17 protein-coding genes and 1 pseudogene are annotated in these 19,297 nt (G+C 63.9%); 13 read left to right on the top strand and 5 right to left on the bottom strand.

What is annotated here, in order from left to right:
- Positions 1–224: 224 nt before the first annotated feature.
- Entirely contained in the window at positions 225–416 is a 192-nt protein-coding gene (locus tag FJ867_RS28595; protein ID WP_181165414.1) for a hypothetical protein, read from the bottom strand.
- 213 nt (positions 417–629) lie between these two features.
- Here FJ867_RS28595 and FJ867_RS00085 point away from each other — a divergent pair, with 213 nt between their 5' ends.
- Positions 630–1,094: a L,D-transpeptidase gene (locus FJ867_RS00085; RefSeq protein ID WP_140517911.1), complete on the top strand. Its 465-nt coding sequence runs from the start codon at positions 630–632 to the stop codon at positions 1,092–1,094.
- Between the two features lie 153 nt (positions 1,095–1,247).
- On the opposite strand, the gene FJ867_RS00080 is transcribed toward FJ867_RS00085, so the two are convergent.
- Together FJ867_RS00080 and FJ867_RS00075 are read right to left on the bottom strand one after the other, a co-directional pair.
- Positions 1,248–4,331 (bottom strand): efflux RND transporter permease subunit, encoded by a 3,084-nt coding sequence (locus FJ867_RS00080; RefSeq protein ID WP_140525490.1) that lies wholly within the window; start codon positions 4,329–4,331, stop codon positions 1,248–1,250.
- Positions 4,328–5,641 carry an efflux RND transporter periplasmic adaptor subunit gene (locus FJ867_RS00075; protein ID WP_140650641.1) on the bottom strand — a complete coding sequence of 438 codons (1,314 nt, stop codon included), beginning with the start codon at positions 5,639–5,641 and terminating at the stop codon, positions 4,328–4,330. The genes FJ867_RS00080 and FJ867_RS00075 overlap by 4 nt, the downstream gene beginning before the upstream one ends.
- 145 nt (positions 5,642–5,786) lie before the next feature.
- Here FJ867_RS00075 and FJ867_RS00070 point away from each other — a divergent pair, with 145 nt between their 5' ends.
- Positions 5,787–6,356, top strand: coding sequence for a TetR/AcrR family transcriptional regulator (locus FJ867_RS00070; protein WP_140517913.1), 570 nt, complete (start codon positions 5,787–5,789; stop codon positions 6,354–6,356).
- 56 nt (positions 6,357–6,412) lie between these two features.
- On the opposite strand, the pseudogene FJ867_RS28915 reads toward FJ867_RS00070, so the two are convergent.
- Positions 6,413–6,537: pseudogene (locus tag FJ867_RS28915) on the bottom strand (acetoacetate decarboxylase family protein); the annotation flags it as partial.
- Between the two features lie 88 nt (positions 6,538–6,625).
- On the opposite strand from FJ867_RS28915, the gene FJ867_RS00060 reads away from it, so the two are divergent.
- The 7 genes from FJ867_RS00060 to FJ867_RS00030 all read left to right on the top strand — a co-directional run bounded on the left by FJ867_RS00060 (position 6,626) and on the right by FJ867_RS00030 (position 13,209).
- Complete coding sequence (locus tag FJ867_RS00060; RefSeq protein ID WP_140816207.1) at positions 6,626–7,414, top strand: 3-hydroxybutyrate dehydrogenase; 789 nt, start codon at positions 6,626–6,628, stop codon at positions 7,412–7,414.
- Between the two features lie 116 nt (positions 7,415–7,530).
- Positions 7,531–7,707, top strand: a complete 177-nt coding sequence (locus FJ867_RS00055; RefSeq protein WP_224619737.1) for a hypothetical protein — start codon at positions 7,531–7,533, stop codon at positions 7,705–7,707.
- A gap of 245 nt (positions 7,708–7,952) precedes the next feature.
- A complete protein-coding gene (locus tag FJ867_RS00050) occupies positions 7,953–9,281 on the top strand; it encodes an NAD(P)H-dependent oxidoreductase (protein WP_140525493.1) in 1,329 nt (442 codons plus the stop codon).
- A gap of 2 nt (positions 9,282–9,283) precedes the next feature.
- Complete coding sequence (locus FJ867_RS00045) at positions 9,284–10,312, top strand: thiamine pyrophosphate-dependent dehydrogenase E1 component subunit alpha (protein WP_140816205.1); 1,029 nt, start codon at positions 9,284–9,286, stop codon at positions 10,310–10,312.
- On the top strand, positions 10,312–11,310 hold the full coding sequence (locus FJ867_RS00040; protein WP_140816203.1) for an alpha-ketoacid dehydrogenase subunit beta: 999 nt from the start codon (positions 10,312–10,314) through the stop codon (positions 11,308–11,310). Before FJ867_RS00045 ends, FJ867_RS00040 begins: the two co-directional genes overlap by 1 nt.
- A 3-nt stretch (positions 11,311–11,313) precedes the next feature.
- Positions 11,314–12,726, top strand: coding sequence for a pyruvate dehydrogenase complex dihydrolipoamide acetyltransferase (locus FJ867_RS00035; RefSeq protein ID WP_140816202.1), 1,413 nt, complete (start codon positions 11,314–11,316; stop codon positions 12,724–12,726).
- Positions 12,727–12,840: 114 nt separating this feature from the next.
- Positions 12,841–13,209 (top strand): hypothetical protein, encoded by a 369-nt coding sequence (locus FJ867_RS00030; RefSeq protein WP_140500628.1) that lies wholly within the window; start codon positions 12,841–12,843, stop codon positions 13,207–13,209.
- 18 nt (positions 13,210–13,227) lie between these two features.
- Here the strand turns inward: FJ867_RS00030 and FJ867_RS00025 are convergent, their stop codons facing one another.
- A complete protein-coding gene (locus FJ867_RS00025; RefSeq protein WP_140500629.1) occupies positions 13,228–14,205 on the bottom strand; it encodes a sugar-binding transcriptional regulator in 978 nt (325 codons plus the stop codon).
- Between the two features lie 263 nt (positions 14,206–14,468).
- On the opposite strand from FJ867_RS00025, the gene FJ867_RS00020 reads away from it, so the two are divergent.
- From FJ867_RS00020 to FJ867_RS00005, 4 genes are all read left to right on the top strand, one after another.
- On the top strand, positions 14,469–15,455 hold the full coding sequence (locus FJ867_RS00020; protein WP_140816201.1) for an ABC transporter substrate-binding protein: 987 nt from the start codon (positions 14,469–14,471) through the stop codon (positions 15,453–15,455).
- A 78-nt stretch (positions 15,456–15,533) separates the two neighbouring features.
- On the top strand, positions 15,534–17,237 hold the full coding sequence (locus tag FJ867_RS00015) for an iron ABC transporter permease (RefSeq protein WP_140816200.1): 1,704 nt from the start codon (positions 15,534–15,536) through the stop codon (positions 17,235–17,237).
- Positions 17,225–18,301 (top strand): ABC transporter ATP-binding protein, encoded by a 1,077-nt coding sequence (locus FJ867_RS00010; RefSeq protein WP_140816199.1) that lies wholly within the window; start codon positions 17,225–17,227, stop codon positions 18,299–18,301. Before FJ867_RS00015 ends, FJ867_RS00010 begins: the two co-directional genes overlap by 13 nt.
- The coding region (locus FJ867_RS00005; protein ID WP_140816198.1) for an MBL fold metallo-hydrolase at positions 18,301–19,297 on the top strand (997 nt) is incomplete at its 3' end. The genes FJ867_RS00010 and FJ867_RS00005, both read left to right, overlap by 1 nt.

Here is a 19,297-nt window from a genome sequence, read left to right as displayed (position 1 = left end):
TCACGGCGCGGGCCTTCGGTCCTCTCAGCAGCAAGTTGCCGGAGGGGCCGCGCAATGCCAGCAGCCGAAGGCCAACCCGCCAGTGGGCCTTGAGCCGGACGATGCGCAGGCTGGAACAATCCAGACCGTGGCACAAAACAGGACGGTATAGAGGGTTGAGATCTCACTCGAACTCATCGCCGCGAGGCTGGCCATGGAACCGTCGGCAAACCGTGCCGGCGCCGCTAATGGCTGCTGCTGCGATGCTGATCCCGAGAAACCAGGACCGCATGTTCGTTTTCGTTCCCGTGGTCGTTGCCGTCTGCTTTCGTTACGTCAACTCTGCCGGCGGCCTGTATCCGCTTCATGCCGCCGAAAATGCGCTTTGTTGCAGATTCTGTTTCGAAATAGGGCTCCAACCTTTCAAGTTTGGCCAATCCGAACTTTCGTTTCGGGCTGGATACCTATGTGCCTACTCCTGTCCAGGGTGACAGCGTCAATGTCCGCCATTTGGGAACTTTGGCCCGTTAACCAGAGGAAACATATTCGAAACACAAACGAGCATTTCACGAAATCTCTCCGAAACATGATGCATCGATAAGCCGCTCATCGAATTTGGGGCCGGCCAGCCCGGCAGAGAGAGGGACATCATGCATACTGCTATTTCCGCCAAGCTCATCAACATCACCGCCGCTGCTGCCCTGACGGGTGCGGCGCTTCTGTTCGGCGCCGGCACGGGTACCGCGCATGCCGCCAACAAGATCGTGGCGCGCGTCTCGCTTTCGCAACAGGTGATGGAAGTCTCGGTCGACGGCCGCCCGGCCTTCGCCTGGAAGGTTTCCACCGGCGACAGGGCGCATGTGACGCCGACCGGCTCGTTTAAGCCGACGCGCATGCATGAAATGTGGTATTCGAAGAAGTACGACAACGCGCCGATGCCGCATTCGGTGTTCTTCAGCGGCGGCTATGCGGTGCACGCCACCTATGCCATCAAGCGGCTTGGCCGGCCGGCCTCGCATGGTTGCGTGCGGCTGCATCCCGACAATGCCGCCGATTTCTACCAGCTCGTCGAAACCTTCGGGCCGGCCAACACCAGCATCGTCATCGTCAAGTAGCTGGCTGGCAACGGATCGGCACAGCAGCCATATCCGTTCAGGGCTCCCGCCGGAACATTTTGCCGCGGTAATCGAGCACAGCCAAAAAAGAGGCCGGGACGTTTCCGGCCTCTTTCTTTGTTAGTTTTTGTTAGTTCGGCAATGCCGTTTCCATCAGCTCGGCAATGCCGGCATCAATTTGGGATCCGGCTTCTCGGCCAGCTGGGGCAAGTCCTTGCTGGCAATGAAGGTATAGAACATGGGCACGACGAAGAGCGTGAACATGGTGCCTACCAGGATGCCGGTGAAAATGACCAGGCCCATCGAATAGCGGGCAGCGGCGCCGGCGCCGCTGGACGTGATCAGCGGCACCACGCCAAGCGCCATCGCCGCCGTCGTCATCAGGATAGGCCGCAGCCGCACCTTGGCCGAAGCGATGATGGCGTCGCGTCGCCGCATACCGTGGATCTCGCGCTGCTGGTTGGCGAACTCGACCAGCAGGATGCCGTGCTTGGTGATCAGGCCGATCAGCGTGATCAGTCCGACCTGCGTGTAGATGTTGAGTGTGCCGAGGCCCAGATTGAGCGGCACGATGGCGCCGAAGATCGACAGCGGCACCGCCATCATGATGATCAGCGGATCACGGAAGCTTTCGAACTGCGCCGCCAGCACCAGATAGATGACGATGACGGCCGCCCCGAAGGCGATCAGGATCGTGTTGCCCTGTTCCTTCTCCTGCCTGGACTGGCCCGAATAGTCGATGAAGAAGGTGTCGGGCAGGCTCTCCCTGGCTATGTCCTCGAGGACTTTCAATCCATCGCCCGTGGTGACGCCGGGCAGCGGCAGCGCCGAGATCGTCGACGAATTCAGCTGGTTGAACTGCTCGATCGCGGCCGGCGACGCATTGGTCGAGATCTTCACCACCGCCGACAGCGGCACCATCTCGCCCGTTACGCTGCGCACGAAGTACTCGCCGAGTTTTTCGGGATTGTCGCGGAATTCTTTCGGCACCTGCGGGATGATGTCGTAGCTGTTGGAGTCGCGGTCGAACTGCGCCACTTCGGCGCCGCCGACCAGCAGCGTCAGCGTCCGGCCGATATCGGCGATCGGCAGGTTCAGCGCCGCGGCGCGGTCGCGATCGATGGTCACCGTCACCTGCGGCGCGTCATAGGCCATCGAATTCTGCACGACGATGAAGCGGCCGGAGGCCTGTGCCTTGTTCTTGATCTTCTCGGCCACGTCGTACACTTCCGAGGAGTCGCCGGTCGATCGCACCACCAGGGCGATGGGCAGGCCGCCGCCGGAGCCCGGCAGCGTCGGTGGCGCAAAGACGAAGGCCTGGACGCCCGCCACCTTGGCGAGACGGGCTGTGATGTCGGCCTGCAGCTCCTTCGAGTTGCGCTTGCGCTCCGCCCAGTCCTTGAAGGCGAAACCGACGAACGCACTGTTCGTCGTGCCGCCGAACGCGACGGCCGAGAACTGCGCCCGCGTTTCGGGAATATCCTTCACCAGACCGAGCATCTGGTTGACGTAAGTCTCGGTGTAATCGGATGTCGCATAACGCGGCGCCGTTACAAGCGAGAGCAGGAAGCCCTGGTCTTCTTCCGGCGCCAGTTCGGTTGAGGTCTTGGTGAACATGAAGCCGGTCACCCCGACAAGCGCCAGCACGATGATCAGCGTCAGCGGGCGATAGTTGAGCGACCCGGTGACGGCCCGCTCATAGACGTGCTCGACCCGCGCGAAAGTGCCGTCGACAATGCGCTGGAAACGGCCTGGCGTGCCGGACTTCAGCAGGCGCGCCGACATCATTGGCGTGATGGTGATGGCGATCACGCCCGACAGCACCACCGAGCCGGCGAGCGTGACGGCGAATTCGCGGAACAGCGCGCCGGTCAGGCCGCCGGTGAAGGCCAATGGTGCGAACACCGCGGCCAGCGTCATGGTCATGGCGACGATGGCGGTGGCGATCTCGCGCATGCCGTTGAAGGCCGCCTGCATCGGCGACATGTGGTCCTCTTCCATGTGGCGGTGGATATTCTCCACCACCACGATGGCGTCGTCGACGACGAGGCCGATCGCCAGAACCATGGCGAGCAGCGACAGAAGATTGATCGAATAGCCCACCGCGAACAACAGGAAGCAGACGCCGATCAGCGACAGCGGGATGGTGACGATGGGCATCATCACCGAACGGAAAGAGCCAAGGAACAAAAGGATGACGACGACGACGATGGCAACGGCCTCGCCGATGGTCTTGAACACTTCGTCGATCGAGGCGCTGATCTGCCCGGTCGCGTCGTAGACGATCTCGATCGTCATGCCTTTCGGCAACGTCTCCTGGATTTGAGGCACCAGCTTGGTGAGCGCCGCCGCCGTGGTCAGGGGATTGGCAGCCGGGGTCGGGAAGATGGCGAGGAAGGTGCCTGGCTTGCCGTTGAAGGAAACCCTGGTGTCGGTATTCTCGGCGCCCAGTTCGACGCGGGCGACATCGCGCAGCCGCACCACATTGCCGTCGGTCGAGCGCAGCGGCAGTTCGGCGAAGGCTTCCGGCGTCTGGAGCGTCGAGCGCACGGTGATCGAGGAGACGACATATTCGTTCTCGGTGTTGCCGGGCGCCGACAGGAAGTTGGAGTTGTTGATCGCCGTCAGCACTTCCGATGCGGTCACACCGCGCGCGGCGAGCCTGACCGGATCGATCCAGACCCGCATCGAGTATTCCTGGGCACCGAAGATCTGCACGTCGGCGACGCCTTCGACCGTCGACATGCGGGGCCTGATGACGCGTTCGATATACTCGGTCAGCTGCTCCTTGGTCATGTTCGGGTTCTGCATCGAGATGTACATCATCGCGAATTGCTGGCCCGTGCCCTTGACGATGACGGGATCCTTGGAGGCGTCCGGCAAGGTGCCGCGCACGCCCTGGACCTTGGACAGCACTTCGGTCAGCGCGACGTCCGGGTTGGAGCCGAGCTTCATCTGCACAGTCACGGTGCTGGAGGACGGTCGGCTCGACGACGTGACGTAATCGATGTTCTCGGTCGAGGCGACGGCGCGCGCGATCGGAGCGGAAATGAAGCCCTGGATCAGGTCGGCGCTGGCGCCCGGATAGGCCGTCGTGATGGTGATCGCGGTTTCGTCAACCTTCGGATACTGGCGGATCGACAGGCTGAATATGCCCTGGAAACCCAGGAGCAGGATCATGCATGCAAGGACCGTGGAGAGGACGGGCCGGCGAATGAAGAGATCGGAAACGCTCATTGCTGGTCGGCCTGCTTGTTCGCCGATTTGGTTGGGTCGATGGTGTTGTCGACGTTGACGGACATGCCGTTGAAGAGGCGATTCTGACCTGCCGTGACAACCTCATCGCCCGCCTTGAGGCCTTCGACGATCTCGACCATGCCCTCGTTGCGGCGGCCGGGCTTGACGAATACCTGCGACAGGACCAGGGCAGGCTGCTCGCCCCCCGTGGCCGGCTTGGCCTGATCGGCGGCGGCCTTGTCCGCTGGTTTTGCCGCATCGGCGGCAGGCTTCGCGGCTTCGACCGGTTTGGCATCGGCCGCGGGCTTGGCGTCCGCCGGCTTGTCGGTCGCCGCCGCGGCGGGGTTTGTCTCCGGCTTGGTCGGCTGCGCCTCGGCGGGCTTTGCCGGGTGCACCACGAATATGTAGTCGCCATAGAGGCTGGTGGTCAGCGCCGTCTGCGGCAGCGCCAGCACATTCTGCTCCTCGGGCAGTTCGACACGCACTTGCACGAACTGGCCGGGGGTCAGCTTGCCTTCGGGATTGGCGACTTCCGCCCGGATGTTCACCAGCCGGCTGGACGGGTCGATCTTGGGATCGATACCGCGAATGGTCCCGGCAAAAGGCATGTCGCCGCCGCTGAGGCCAAGCCGAACCGTCTGCCCGATCTTGAGCAGCGGCAGTTGCTGTTCGGGAACCGTGAAGTCGACCCGCATCGTGTCGAGATCCTGCAGCGTCACCACGGCGGTGCCGGGCGCCAGATATTGGCCTAGATCGATCTTCGGGATGCCGACGGTTCCAGCAAAGGGCGCCGTCAGCTGCTTCTGGTCGAGCACTGCCTGAAGCCTGTTGACCTGGGATGCCGAGGCGGACGCGGCCGCACGTGCGGTGTCCAAGGTCGAGTCCGAGCCGACACCGCGCTTGGTCAGTTCGAGTGCACGGGTCAGCGATGTCTGATCGAGCGCCGCCTGCGCCTTCTGTGCCGCGAGATCGGCACGCTCTACGGCGTCGTCGAGCTGCAGCAGCACCGCATTGGCCGCCACTTTCTCGTTGGCATGGAAGGGGATCTCCTTGACGATGCCGGCGGTCTCAACCGTCAGGTCGACACCGCGCACGGCGCGGACCGTGCCGATCGCCTCGATGCCCGGCGTCCAGTTCGACGGCTTGACGATAGTTGTCGACACGGTTGCCGCTGGCGGCTTCATCGTGGCGAAATACTGCTTGATGCCGTTGTCACGCAGGAAATTGAACCCGACGATGCCGCCGACCACGATGACGAGCACGGCCAACACAACAATGATGATAACGAAACGGAGTATGCGCTTGAACAAGGAAGTCCCCTCAGTCGAAATCCGGCGCGAAGCGCGGATATCGGGACACATATCGACTGCGGGCCCCGATTTCAAATGACCGCGGTCTTACTGTACCGTCTGGACGGTCTTGTCAATTGGGCCTAAGCTTGCGATGGGAGGCGCCATGAAAGCCCAACGAACGAACTCGCGCGAGAGGATTCTCGCTGCGGCGGCGGACGTCGCACGGGAATCCGGTCCCGGTAGCCTGTCCCTGGATGCCGTCGCCAGCCGCGCCGGCGTATCAAAGGGCGGACTGCTCTACAATTTCCCGACCAAGGCCAAATTGATGCAGGGCCTGGTCGAAGGCTATCTGCGCGAATTCGAGCAGGCGCTAGAGACCGCCAGCAGCAACGACAATGGCGCAAATCCGCTCGCCGTCTACATCAGGCTTTCGGCCAAGGATTGCGAGGACAAGCAGCCATCGGCGTCGTGGATATTTTCGGCGATCGCCGAGGATCCGGACTTCATGTCGCCGATAAAGACGTTCAAGCGACAACTCTTCCAACGACTGAAGAGCGAGACGCCGGATCTCAAGTCGCTGCTGGTCTGCTATCTCGCCATCGAGGGCCTGCGCAGCATGAACCTGTTCGACGCGGACGTGCTTTCCCCAGACGAGCGGCAATTGCTGGTGTCGTCGCTGCTGGAAATCGCCGGATCGCCCGATGTCGGTCCTGCCCGGGCCAAGCGACCCTGACGGACCATCAGGGCGGTTCGGTTTCCAGGCAATTCCGGAGGAAAAACCGCGCTCGCGCCGGTGATCGGCGCGTCGTCGAGGTACATCGAGTGGACATAGTCGCCATGCTGGCCTTGTAGCGCACCGGAATGACGTGACCGGTCTCGGTGTAGTCGCCGAAGCCGGTCGAGTCGGGCATGCGCGGATATATGGCTGTGGCATCGTCATGTTGCGGCGCACAAGACCGCGCCCTATCTTTCGTGTTCCCTCCCACCATATCGAGATCACCCATGGGTTCCCTGTCTTCGAAGAATGCGCTCGTCACCGGCTCGACCAGCGGCATCGGCCTGGCCATCGCCCGCGCCTTCGCCGCCGAAGGCGCCAATCTCACCATCAACGGCCTGGGCGACGCCACGACCATCGAGCAGGAGCGCGCCGGCATCGAGAAGGATTTCGGTGTCAAATGCCGCTACTCCGACGCCAACATGATGGACGGCGCGGCGGTCAGCGCCATGGTGCATGAGGCGGAAGAGGCGTTCGGCAGCCTCGACATCCTGGTCAACAACGCCGGCATCCAGCATGTCGCGCCGATCGAGGAATTCCCGGACGACAAATGGGAAGCGATCATCCGCATCAACCTCGTGTCGGCCTTCTACGCGATAAAAGCGGCGCTGCCTGGCATGAAGAGCCGCAAATGGGGCCGCATCATCAACACGGCTTCGGCGCATGCGCTCGTCGCCTCGCCGTTCAAATCCGCCTATGTCTCGGCCAAGCACGGCATATCAGGCCTGACCAAAACGGTGGCGCTGGAAGTCGCGCAGGACGGCATCACCGTCAACGCGATCGCGCCCGGCTATGTCTGGACGCCGCTGGTCGAGAAGCAGATTCCCGACACCATGAAGGCGCGCGGCATGACCGAGGAACAGGTCAAGCGCGATGTGCTTCTGGCCGCACAGCCGACAAAGGAATTCGTCGCCGTCGAGGACCTTGCCGCCCTGGCGCTGTTCCTGTGCTCGGATTCAGCCAGGCAGATCACCGGCACGACCTTGCCGATGGACGGCGGCTGGACGGCACAGTAAAGCCCAGGCGAGGCGTTCTGTTCCCGGCTGATGCCGCAGGCGCCGGCAAGCGGTTGCAAGAGGCACCGGACCGGTCGGTCCTCCTGTTTATGCACCACCCGCCGTTCGGCATCCACATGCCGGTGCTCGACGAGGTCACGCTAACCGACGCCGATGCCCTTCAAGAGCTATTCCAACGCCATGGCAGTGTCCGTCACATCTTCGCCGGACGTGTCCACCGGCTGATCGCCGGCAAATGGCGCGGCATTCCGGTCAGCACCATCATCCATTTCCACGATTTTCCGGTTGGCTAGCACTTAAGCAGGGGGCGCCCCTTCTCTCGCCATCAAGCGCGCTCACGGTTGAAGTTTTTCCGGGCCCGAATGCGTCGAACCGTCGCGAGCGTTTGGTTGTCGGATTTGCCGGTTTTCCCACCTTGCTCGTGATGCTGGAAAGGGTACAAAAGTGCTACGAATCTGGACATTAGTCTTGACAGAAATACAGATGTTCAATACCCGTCAGGTGATTGAATAGCAGCATTACGGGAGGAATGAGCGGTATGGCTTCCAATGTTTCGTTGACGGGCCTTGCCCGTGATCTCGAGGTGCGGGCCAAGTCGGGCAAGCCAATCCGCATCGGCTTGATCGGTTCGGGCGAGATGGGAACCGACATCGTCACCCGCGTCGCCCATATGTCCGGCATCGAGATCGGCGCCATTTCCGAGCTGAACCTGCCCGCCGCCAGCAAGGCCGTGGATATCGCCTTCCAGGAAACCGGGCATGCGCGCGAAGTGTCGAACGCCTCGGCGATGACGGCCGCCATGGAGGCCGGCAAGGTGGCGGTCACCAACGACGCCAGCCTGGTCATCAACAATGACCTGATCGACGTCGTCATCGACGCCACCGGCGTTCCCGCCGTCGGCGCCGAGATCGGCTTGCGCGCCATGGAGCACGGCAAGCACCTGGTGATGATGAATGTCGAGGCCGACGTCACCATCGGCGCCTATCTCAAGAGCGAGGCCGACCGGCTCGGCGTCACCTATTCGCTGGGCGCCGGCGACGAGCCGTCTTCCTGCATGGAGCTTATCGAATTCGTCTCGGCGATGGGCCATCCGATCGTCGCCGCCGGCAAGGGCAAGAACAATCCGCTCAACATCGACGCCACGCCGCCCGACTATGAAGAGGAAGCCAAGCGCCGGCACATGAATGTGCGTATGCTGGTCGAGTTCGTCGACGGCTCCAAGACCATGGTCGAGATGGCGGCGATCGCCAACGCCACCGGGCTGGTGCCCGACAAGGCCGGCATGCATGGTCCGGCGGCGACGCTCGGCGAATTGTCCAAGGTGCTGGTGCCGCAGAAGGACGGCGGCGTGCTGTCGAAGGTCGGCGTCGTCGACTATTCGATCGGCAAGGGTGTCGCGCCCGGCGTGTTCGTCGTCGCCGACATGTCGCATCCGCGCATTTCGGAGCGCATGGAAGATTTGAAGATGGGCAAGGGCCCGTACTTCACCTTCCATCGGCCCTACCATTTGACCTCGCTCGAAGTGCCCCTGACCTGCGCCCGCGTCGTGCTCTACGGCAAGGCCGACATGGTGCCGCTGGCAAAGCCGGTGGCCGAAGTCGCAGCCGTGGCCAAGAAGGACATGAAGCCGGGCGAGAAGCTCGATGCGATCGGCGAATATTGCTACCGCGCCTGGATCATGACGGCGCCGGAAGCACATGCCGCCAGGGCCATTCCCTGCGGTCTGCTGCAAGGCGGTTCGGTGACGGCGCCGATCAAGAAGGGCGAGCTCATCACCTACGCCAATGCCGCCCCGGCTCCCGGCTCCAAGATCGCCGAACTGCGCGCGCGCCAGGACAAGCTCGTCTACGGAACCGTGGAGGTGTGATCATGGCCGCAGCCAGCAAAGCCGTCGCGGACAGCCGCGCCAACCTGCCCTTCGTCTATCGCCAGTACAGCGCCGAGCAGCTAAGAGAGGTGCTCTACAAGATGTACCTCATCCGCCGCTTCGAAGAGGGCGCGGAGGAGAGCTACACGCGCGGCCTCATCCACGGCACCATGCATCTGTCGATCGGGCAGGAAGCCAGCGCCATGGGCATCTGCATGCCGCTCGGCGAGGATGACCAGATCACCTCGACGCATCGCGGCCACGGCCACTGCATCGCCAAGGGCGCCGAGGTCAAGCGCATGTTCGCCGAGTTCTTCGGCAAGACCACCGGCTACTGCAAGGGACGCGGCGGCTCGATGCACATCGCCGACGTGGCCAAGGGCAATCTGGGCGCCAATGGTATCGTCGGCGGCGGCATTCCGATCGCCGTCGGGGCGGCGCTCTCCTCCAAGATGATGAAGACCGGCAAGGTCGTGGTCTCCTTCTTCGGCGACGGCGCCAACAATGAGGGCGCTTTCCACGAGGCGCTGAACATGGCGGCGATCTGGAAGCTGCCGGTGATTTTCGTGTGCGAGAACAATGGCTACGGCATGTCGACGTCGACGGCCCGCTCGACCGCGGTCAAGAACATCGCCGAGCGCGCCGCCGCCTATTCGATGCCCGGCGTCATCGTCAACGGCAACATTTTTTCGGAGGTCGCCGAGGCGTCCTACAAGGCCGTCGAGCGCGCACGCGCGGGCGAGGGGCCGACGCTGATCGAGTCCAAGACCTACCGCCATCGCGGCCATTCCAAGAGCGACCGCAACCGCTATCGCACCAAGGAGGAGATCGAGGACTGGATGTCGAACCGCGATCCGATCACCCTGTTCGAAAGCGAACTGCGCGACTTCGGGTTCATTGACGATAAGGGCATCGAGGCGATCCGCGAAGCGGTGGCCAAGGAAATCGCCGACGGCATCGAGTTCGCCAAGGCGAGCCCGTCGCCTGATGTCAGCGAGACCGGAAATTACGTGTATACGGAGCAGGCGTGATGGACGCGATGGTGCGTGAACTGAGCTACGCCCAGGCGATCCAGGAAGCCATGGCGATCGCCATGGAGATGGACGAACGCGTCTTCCTGATGGGCGAGGACATCGGCGTCTATGGCGGCGCCTTCCAGGTGACCGGCGATCTGGTCGAGCGCTACGGCGCGGACCGGGTGATGGATACGCCGATCTCGGAACTGGGCGGCGCGGGTGTCGCGGTGGGTGCGGCCCTCACCGGGATGCGGCCGATCTTCGAGTTCCAGTTCTCCGACTTTGCCACGCTCGCCATGGAGCAGATCGTCAACCAGGCGGCCAAGATGCGCTTCATGCTGGGCGGTGAGGTTTCCGTTCCCGTGGTGATGCGCTTTCCCGCCGGTTCCGGCACCGGTGCCGCCGCGCAGCACAGCCAGAGCCTGGAGGCCTGGCTCGGCCATGTGCCGGGCCTAAAGGTCATCCAGCCGGCGACGCCGCACGATGCCAAGGGCATGCTTTTGGCTGCCGTCGCCGATCCCGATCCGGTGATGATCTTCGAGCACAAGCTGCTCTACAAGATGAAGGGCCCGGTTCCGGAAGGCTACTACACGGTGCCGATCGGCAAGGCCGATATCCGCCGCGAAGGGCGCGATCTCACCATCGTCGCCACCTCGATCATGGTGCAGAAGGCGCTCGACGCCGCGGCCGCGCTGGAAGCGGAAGGCATCGACGTCGAAGTCGTCGACCTCAGGACGATCCGGCCGATGGACAAGCAGACCGTCATCGACAGCGTCAAGAAGACGTCGCGGCTGATGTGCGTCTACGAAGCGGTCAAGACGCTGGGCATCGGCGCCGAGGTCAGCGCCATGATCGCCGAGAGCGAGGCGTTCGACTATCTCGACGCGCCGATCGTGCGGCTGGGCGGCGCGGAGACGCCGATCCCGTACAATCCGGAGCTGGAGAAGGCGACGGTGCCGCAGGTTCCCGGCATCATCACCGCCGCCCGCGACCTCGTGAGAGGGGTTCGCTGAGACATGCCGACCGAAGTCATTCTTCCCAAGGTCGACATGGACATGGCGACCGGACAGATCTCGCGCTGGTTCGCCGAGGAAGGCGCCCGGGTCAAGAAGGGCGACGTGCTGTTCGAGATCGAGACCGACAAGGCGGCGATGGAAATCGACGCGCCGGCCAGCGGCATCCTGCGCGATGTCTCCGGCAAGGAAGGCGTCGATATCCCCGTCGGCGCGCCGGTTGCGTGGATCTATGCCGATGATGAAAGCTACGGGGCCAAGCAGGACAAGGCGCCAATCTCCCCCCTTGAGGGGGAGATGTCGACGAAGTCGACAGAGGGGGTTGCCTCAGAAGGCACCGCCCTCGCGCTGAGCCCGGTCGAACCGACCCCACCCGACCGGCCTTCGGCCGGCCACCCTCCCCTCGAGGGGGAGGGAAAAACCCGCGCTACACCCTTGGCGCGTCGATTGGCTCGTGAAGCAGGACTGAATCTCTCCGGCATATCAGGCACAGGCCCACATGGCCGCGTCGTGAAGGCGGATATCGATGCGGTACTCTCCTCCCCCCTCGAGGGGGAGGTGTCCGCGAAGCGGACGGAGGGGGTCGTCTCAGGAGGCACCGCTTTTGCGCCGAGCCCCGTCGAAGCGACCCCACCCGACCGGCCTGCGGCCGGCCACTCTCCCCTCAAGGGGGAGGGGGGCGTGCTGCGCCTGTTCGAGGAAGGCTCCTATGAACTCGTCCCGCACGACAACATGCGCAAGACCATCGCGCGCCGGCTGGTCGAGGCCAAGACCACCATCCCGCATTTCTACCTGACGCTCGACTGCGAGCTCGATGCGCTGCTTTCGCTGCGCACGCAGCTCAATGCGGCCGCAACGGTAAAGAAGACCGACAAGGGCGAGGCGCCCGCCTACAAGCTGTCGGTCAACGACATGGTGATCAAGGCGATGGCCATGGCCCTGAAAGCGGTGCCGGATGCCAATGCCTCGTGGACCGAAAGCGCCATGGTCAAGCACAGGCATGCCGATGTCGGCGTTGCCGTCTCGATCCCCGGCGGCCTGATCACGCCGATCATCCGCAAGGCGGACGAAAAGACGCTGTCGGTGATCTCCAACGAGATGAAGGACCTGGCCAGCCGCGCGCGCAGTCGCAAGCTGAAGCCGGAAGAGTATCAAGGCGGCACCACGGCGGTGTCGAACCTTGGCATATTCGGCATCAAGGATTTCGCCGCCGTCATCAACCCGCCGCATGCGACGATCCTGGCGGTGGGCGCCGGCGAGGAGCGGGCGGTGGCCAAGAACGGCGAGATCAGAATCGCCACGGTGATGTCGGTGACGCTGTCGACCGACCATCGCGCCGTGGACGGAGCACTCGGTGCCGAACTGCTGGTCGCCTTCAAGAAGCTGATCGAGAACCCGATGGGCATGCTGGTGTAGGTCACGTTGACGTGAGCCGGCGTCGAATGATGCGCCGGCTCACCACAGAATCGACTTGTCAGGCGCGAACCCTTCGCCCATGTTTCAGGTGGACTGTGATCAAGGGAGGTCCGCATGCCCGCATTCGATCCATCCGACGTCAAGACCCTGTTCGGCAAGGTGATGGGCGCGTCTCCGTCCGACATCAAGCTGGTGGCGCAGCGCCTGCACGATCACGCTTTCGAGCCGCGCATGTCGGCGGACGAAACCAAGCAACTCGTCGCCAGTCTCGGCTATGAGAGCCTGGATGCGTTCTGCGCCGACATCGGCTTGCCTGCGCATATCGCGGAGCGCTGGGGCCGCTTCGGCGTTTCCGGCGAGATGAAGCAGGTGTTCACGCTGCTGGCGGCCCAGCGCAGGCGGGTGGCCGAGGCGATCGCCGAATTCGAATCCATGACCCATGTCGGCGTCGAGGATTTCTTGCGCGAACGCGGCCTGATCTAAGCGGCACTGGAAGCAGCGTCAGCCAGCCTTTGCCAGCAGCGCCGTCGCCGTATCGCTGTCGGTGATCAGCACATTGGTGCTGACGGCCTTCAGCGCGGCGAGGATCGCGGCCACCTTGCGTTTTCCGCCGGCGGCCAGCACGACATTCGGCACCTGGCCGACGACATCGAGGTCGATGGCCATGACGCGGCCGTTGACTTCGTGGTCGACCAGCCTGCCTGAGGCATCGACGAAATAGCACAGCATGTTGGCGACCGCGCCCTTCGCTTTCAGCGACGCGATGAGCGACGACGGCACGATGCCGTGGCGGAAGATGGTCGCGTCCGGCGACATGTCGCCGACGGTAAGCAGCGCGATATCGGCGGCGGCAGCGCGCTGCCGCACGTCTTGCAGCGCCGGCTGCGCCCAGAGCAGGTCACGCAGCGAGGGGTTGTCGACCGTCACCGGCGCGGTGATCTGGTAGCTGTCGACCTCGAAGACATCGGCGACCTTGGCGGCGACGATGGACGGATTGATCCATTGCGAATGCGGCAGACTGCCGACGAGCGCCACGACCGAGGCGTGCTTCAGCTGCCGGCGGGCGAGAAAGCCCAAACTGGCATGCAGGGTCGCGCCGCCGCCGATTGCCAGCGTCATGCCGTCCTGCATCTGCTCGCCGAGATAGGCCGCCACGGCGTGGCCGATCGCCTTCTCCAGGTGGTCTTGCGCCGAAGGCGTCGGGATGACGACGGCGGCGTCGAGGCCCCAGCGCTTCTCGAGTGCACGTTCGAGCGCCACCTGTTCGGCGGTCGGCGCGTTGATCATGGTGACGACGATGCCTTCGGCCGTGCACGCGGCCAGCGTGCGCATGACCTTCACCCTGGAGACGTCGAGCTTCTCGGCGATCTGCTCCTGCGTGAAGCCCTCCACATAATAGAGCCACGCCGTCTTGACGTTGAGATCCGACGACACCATCGGCAATCCGGAGCGGGCCGGTCTGGGTTTTTCCACGGGCATCGCTTTTCGTCCTCATGAGCCTTGGCCTGGGCCCAGCATCGCCTCTTCGGAGAAAGGCCGGCCGCGTGTCAACTGGCACCGGATGTCCGGCGTGTCGATTGTTGCACAGTTTTGTTCATTTGTAATTGACATCAAACATATGAACATATTTTGTATATCTCACGCGCTGTGTCATCCACCAGTCATATGCGCCGTGCAGGGAGGAAGAGACAGGGAACCGGCCGGGGCCGGACCAGTCGTGCACAGACAGGACAGGAGGTCTTATGAAGACGCTATTCATCAAGCTGCTGGGAAGCCAGCTGGCACTCGCGGCAACTTTGTTTGCCGGCATGGCAAGTGCCGAAACGTTGACGCTCTACACATCCCAGCCGGAAGCCGATGCGGCCAAGACCGTCGAGGCCTTCAAGAAGGCGCAGCCGGGCATCGACGTGGCAATCTATCGTTCCGGTACCAGCGACATCCTCACCAAGATGGCGGCCGAATTCGCCGCCGGCAGCCCGCAGGCCGACGTGCTGTTGATCGCCGATGCGGTCTCGATGGAGCTGCTGAAGAAGGACGGCCGGCTGCTGCCTTATCCCGAGGCAAAGCTCGACGGCATCGAGCCGGATGCTTACGACGCCGACAAGACCTATTTCGGCAGCAAGCTGATCACCACCGGCATCGTCTACAACACCGCGGCCGCCGAGAAGCCGGAACATTGGGCCGATCTCGCCAAGCCGGCCTATGCCGAGGGTCTCGTCATGCCGAGCCCGCTCTATTCAGGTGCCGCCGCCTACCTGCTTTCGGGCTTCGCCGGCGATGCCGATTACGGCTGGGATTTCTTCCAGAAGCTGAAGGCCAACAACACCGTCAGCGTGCGCGGCAATGGCGCGGTGCTGAAGTCCGTGGCATCAGGCGAGAAGCCCTATGGCATCCTCGTCGACTTCATGGCGATGAACGCCAAGAAGAAGGGCTCGCCGGTGGAATTCGTGTTCCCCTCGGAAGGCGTGCCGGCCGTGACCGAACCGGTCGCGATCATGAAGACGGCCAAGAATGTCGACGGCGCCAAGAAGTTCGTCGACTTCATTCTTTCGGACGAAGGCCAGAAGCTGGCGCTTTCCATGGGCTACCTGCCGGCACGGGCCTCGGTCGGCCGGCCCGAATGGCTGCCGGAAGGCGTCAAGGTCAAGGTGATGTCGTTCGACACCAAGGCAATCGTCGCCAAGACCGACGCCGACAAGGCGAAGTTCTCGGAACTGTTCGGCGGCTGACAAGGCTCGGCGATCCGGCCGGGATGCCGCTTCGGCGGCATCCCCACTGCGCGCTGGTCGAATTTCAGGAAAGCAACCATGCCATCAACGATCAGGGAAAGCCGGGGCCAGGAAATGGTCCTGACGGCGGCGGTAGCCGTCGTCATCGTGCTGCTGTCCCTGCTGCCGATGCTGCGCCTGATCAAGGAAATCGTGGCACCCGGCGGCATGGTGTCAACGATGGCCCTGGAGGCCGGACTGAGAAGTCCGGCGACCTGGATCGCCACTTGGCATACGCTTGTCGTCGGCATAGGCGGCACGGTGCTTGCCGTGCTGTCGGGAACGCTGGTGGCGGTGCTCATCACGCTGACCGACATACGCGGCCGAAGCGCGCTGGTGCTCTGCTACGTCATGCCGCTGATGATCGCGCCGCAGGTCACGGCGCTTGCCTGGCTGCAACTGTTCGGACCGGCCAGCCCGTTCCTCAAGCTGTTCGGCGCCGCACCGCCGCTGGGCACCAAAAACCCGCTCTATTCCACGTCGGGCATCATCCTGCTGCTCGGCGTGCAGTATGGCCCGCTGGTGTTCCTGCTGGTGCGCGCCGGCCTGCGCAAGCTGCCGCGCGAACTGGTCGAGGCGGCGCGAGCCGGCGGCGCGAGCTGGTTCACCGTGCTCGTCACCATCGTGCTACCCCTGATGACACCGTCGATCATGGCGGCAGCGGCACTGGCTTTCGTGTCCTGCGTCGGCAATTTCGGCATTCCCGCCTTTCTCGGCATTCCCGCCAATTACTTGGTGCTGCCGACCTTGATCTATCAAAAACTGGCCGGCGGCGGGCCGGCCGTGCTCGGCGAGACGGCGTTCCTGTCGGTGCTGATCGGCATCATCGCCATGGCCGGTATTATCGCCCAGGAGGTCATGAGCCGGCGCCGCGACTACCGCATCAGCTCCACCTCGCTGCCCGCCGAGCCCTACGAGCTTGGCCGCTGGCGTCCGATCGTCCAGGCCGGCATGTGGCTGCTGGTCGTGCTGGTGTTGTTCCTGCCGCTGTTCGGGCTGGTGCTGACGTCGCTGGTTCCCGGCTACGGCATCGCGCTCAGCGCCAAGACGGCGACGCTCGACAATTACCGTTTCGTGCTGTTCGAGCACGCTGCCGCCAGCCGCGCCTTCTTCAACAGCTTCTGGCTGTCGATCGCCGCCGCGTTCTTCGCGGTCCTCGTCGCCGTGCCGATCGGCTATCTCATTGCCTGGGGCAAGCAGCGCTGGGTGCGGCTGCTCAATCTTTCGGTCGAACTGCCCTATGCCTTGCCCGGCGTGGTGCTGGCGATCGCATCGCTGCTGCTGTTCCTGCGGCCGATCCCGCTGACCGGCATACAGCTCTACAACACGGTCTGGATCATCCTCTACGCCTATCTCGCCCGCTTCCTGGTGCTGGCCTTGCGGCCGACGATCAGCGGCTATCACCAGATCGACCGGACGCTGGAGGAGGCTGCACAAGTGGCGGGCGCCGGCCTGTTCACGCGCATGCGCACCATCGTCTTTCCTTTGGTGGCGCCGGCGGCGATCGCCGGCGGCCTGCTGATCTTCATGACGGCGCTCAGCGAGCTCACGGTCTCGGCGCTGCTGTGGTCGTCGGGTTCCGAGACAATCGGCGTGGTGATGTTCTCGTTCGAACAGGGCGGCGATTCCAACTACGCGGCGGCGATGTCCGTCATCACGGTCGCGGTCACCTTCGTGCTGATGCTGGTGACCAACCTGCTTGCCCCTCATCTTCCGAGTGGAGTTCTGCCATGGCGCGATTGACCCTGGACCATGTGACCAAGAGCTTCGCCGAGTTCGATGCGGTCAAGGACGTTTCGATCGATGTCGGCGACGGCGAATTCCTTGCCGTGCTCGGGCCTTCCGGCTGCGGCAAAACGACGTTGCTGCGGCTTGTCGCCGGCTTCGAGAAGGTGACGTCGGGCGAAATCCGCGTCGGCAGCGAGGTCGTGTCGGGTGCAGGCGGCAGCGTTCCACCAGAGAAGCGGCGGGTCGGCATCGTCTTCCAGAACTACGCATTGTGGCCGCACATGACGGTCGCCGAGAACATCGGCTATTCGCTCAAGGTTGCAAAGCTGGACAAGGCGGTCGCCCGCCAGAAGGTTGCCGACGCGCTGGCCCTGGTCAATCTACAGGGGTTAGGAGACCGTAGGCCGGCCAACCTCTCCGGCGGCCAGCGCCAGCGCGTGGCCCTGGCGCGCTGCCTGGTCGCCGCGCCCTCGCTGGTATTGTTCGACGAGCCACTCGCCAATCTCGACGTGCATCTCAGGGCCTCGATGGAGGACGAGTTCGCCGCCTTTCACAAGCGCACCGGCACGACCATCGTCTACATCACCCACGATCAGGCCGAGGCCATGGCGCTGGCCGATCGCATCGCGGTGATGGATCACGGCCGCCTGGTCCAGCTCGCGACGCCGCGCGAGCTCTATCATGAGCCGGCGAATGAAATGGTGGCCTCCTTCATTTCACAGGGCATTCTGCTTCCGGCCGACGTGCTGAACGCCGAGGAAGCCGGTCATTGCAAGGTCCGGGTTCTCGGAACCGAGCTGGTCGTCCGCTGCCGGGCAGGCGAGCGGCCGCGCGCCGGCGCAAGGATCTGCTGCCGGTCGGCCGATCTCGACGTTTCGCCGGACGGCCCCGGCTTCGACGGCCTCGTCAAGCGGGTGATCTACCAGGGTGGCTCGGCGCGCATCGAATTTACGCCTTCCGCAGGACCTGATCTTACCTTGCATTTCGAGCAGCCCGACCCGGTCGTGCTGGAGAGCGGAGCCCAGGCGCGCCTGCGCATTAAGTCCGGCTGGCTGATCCCGGCGGAGGCGGCGTCGTGATGAAGCTGGACCTGGCCGGCGGCTTCGGCGAAAAGGGCCGCACCAGCGTTGCCGTCCGCAGCGGAAACGATCGCATCCTGCTCGATATCGGCATCAAGGTCGGGGCCACAGGGGCGGAGTACTATCCGGCACTTGACGGGTCGATCGCCGACATCGACGCGTTGTTTGTCTCGCATGCGCACGAGGATCACGTCGGTGCTCTGAGCTGGCTTTTGTCGCGCGGCTATGCCGGTCCGATTTTCATGACGGCCGAAACCCGCGCCGAGGCTCCGGCCACGCTCGCCGGCTATGCCGATCCCGGGGATCTCAAGCGGTTTCCCTTTCCGGAAGATCGCATCGAGATTTTCGAACCCGGCGATTTGCTGAAGAGCGGCAATCTCACGGTCAGGACGGGGAGGTCGGGACATGTCGTCGGCGGCGTCTGGTTTGCCGTCGACGATGGCAAGAGCCGCGTCGTCTATTCGGCCGACGTGGTGCCGGACAGCAATGTCTTCGTGATGGACGCGATCCCCGAATGCGATCTTCTCGTTCTCGACGCGTCCTATGGCGCCGATCCCGTGCCGGGTGCGGCGCGCGCGGAGGCCATTTCGGGCTGGGTGGCGCGCCATTCGAACGGATGCCTTCTGCCGACGCCGCTGTCGGGGCGGTCGCTGGAATTGATCGCGGCCTTGCCGGGACCCTTCGCCATCCACGCCGGCATGCGTGCTTCGCTCGAAGCGCAGATCGCCGCCACTTCAGCGCTGCTGCCTGGCGTATCCGAGATGCTGCGCTTGCGGCTGCGGAGTGCCGCAGACTGGACCGACGCCGACCCGCTGCCCTCGCTGCCCTTGCTGGCCGATGACGGCATGGGCGAGGCTGGGCCTTCGTCCCGCCTGCTGCCGCGCGCCGACCGGGCCGGCTTTCCGGTTCTGCTGACCGGGCATCTGCCGTCCGGCTCCCCCGGCGATCTGCTGCACAAGGCCGGCCGGGCGGACTGGGTGCGCATGCCCACCCACC

It is taken from the genome of Mesorhizobium sp. B2-5-3 (assembly GCF_006441005.1).
GTDB lineage: Bacteria > Pseudomonadota > Alphaproteobacteria > Rhizobiales > Rhizobiaceae > Mesorhizobium.
Note: the sequence above shows the minus strand (reverse complement) of the source record. Positions and strands in the feature narration are given on the sequence as shown.

What these genes read in the sequence shown, in the direction of transcription:
- FJ867_RS00085 (WP_140517911.1), top strand. Translation starts at nt 630, where the DNA reads ATGCATACTGCTATTTCCGCCAAGCTCATCAACATCACCGCCGCTGCT.
- FJ867_RS00080 (WP_140525490.1), bottom strand. Translation starts at nt 4,331, where the DNA reads ATGAGCGTTTCCGATCTCTTCATTCGCCGGCCCGTCCTCTCCACGGTC.
- FJ867_RS00070 (WP_140517913.1), top strand. Translation starts at nt 5,787, where the DNA reads ATGAAAGCCCAACGAACGAACTCGCGCGAGAGGATTCTCGCTGCGGCG.
- FJ867_RS00060 (WP_140816207.1), top strand. Translation starts at nt 6,626, where the DNA reads ATGGGTTCCCTGTCTTCGAAGAATGCGCTCGTCACCGGCTCGACCAGC.
- FJ867_RS00055 (WP_224619737.1), top strand. Translation starts at nt 7,531, where the DNA reads ATGCCGGTGCTCGACGAGGTCACGCTAACCGACGCCGATGCCCTTCAA.
- FJ867_RS00050 (WP_140525493.1), top strand. Translation starts at nt 7,953, where the DNA reads ATGGCTTCCAATGTTTCGTTGACGGGCCTTGCCCGTGATCTCGAGGTG.
- FJ867_RS00045 (WP_140816205.1), top strand. Translation starts at nt 9,284, where the DNA reads ATGGCCGCAGCCAGCAAAGCCGTCGCGGACAGCCGCGCCAACCTGCCC.
- FJ867_RS00040 (WP_140816203.1), top strand. Translation starts at nt 10,312, where the DNA reads ATGGACGCGATGGTGCGTGAACTGAGCTACGCCCAGGCGATCCAGGAA.
- FJ867_RS00035 (WP_140816202.1), top strand. Translation starts at nt 11,314, where the DNA reads ATGCCGACCGAAGTCATTCTTCCCAAGGTCGACATGGACATGGCGACC.
- FJ867_RS00030 (WP_140500628.1), top strand. Translation starts at nt 12,841, where the DNA reads ATGCCCGCATTCGATCCATCCGACGTCAAGACCCTGTTCGGCAAGGTG.
- FJ867_RS00025 (WP_140500629.1), bottom strand. Translation starts at nt 14,205, where the DNA reads ATGCCCGTGGAAAAACCCAGACCGGCCCGCTCCGGATTGCCGATGGTG.
- FJ867_RS00020 (WP_140816201.1), top strand. Translation starts at nt 14,469, where the DNA reads ATGAAGACGCTATTCATCAAGCTGCTGGGAAGCCAGCTGGCACTCGCG.
- FJ867_RS00015 (WP_140816200.1), top strand. Translation starts at nt 15,534, where the DNA reads ATGCCATCAACGATCAGGGAAAGCCGGGGCCAGGAAATGGTCCTGACG.
- FJ867_RS00010 (WP_140816199.1), top strand. Translation starts at nt 17,225, where the DNA reads ATGGCGCGATTGACCCTGGACCATGTGACCAAGAGCTTCGCCGAGTTC.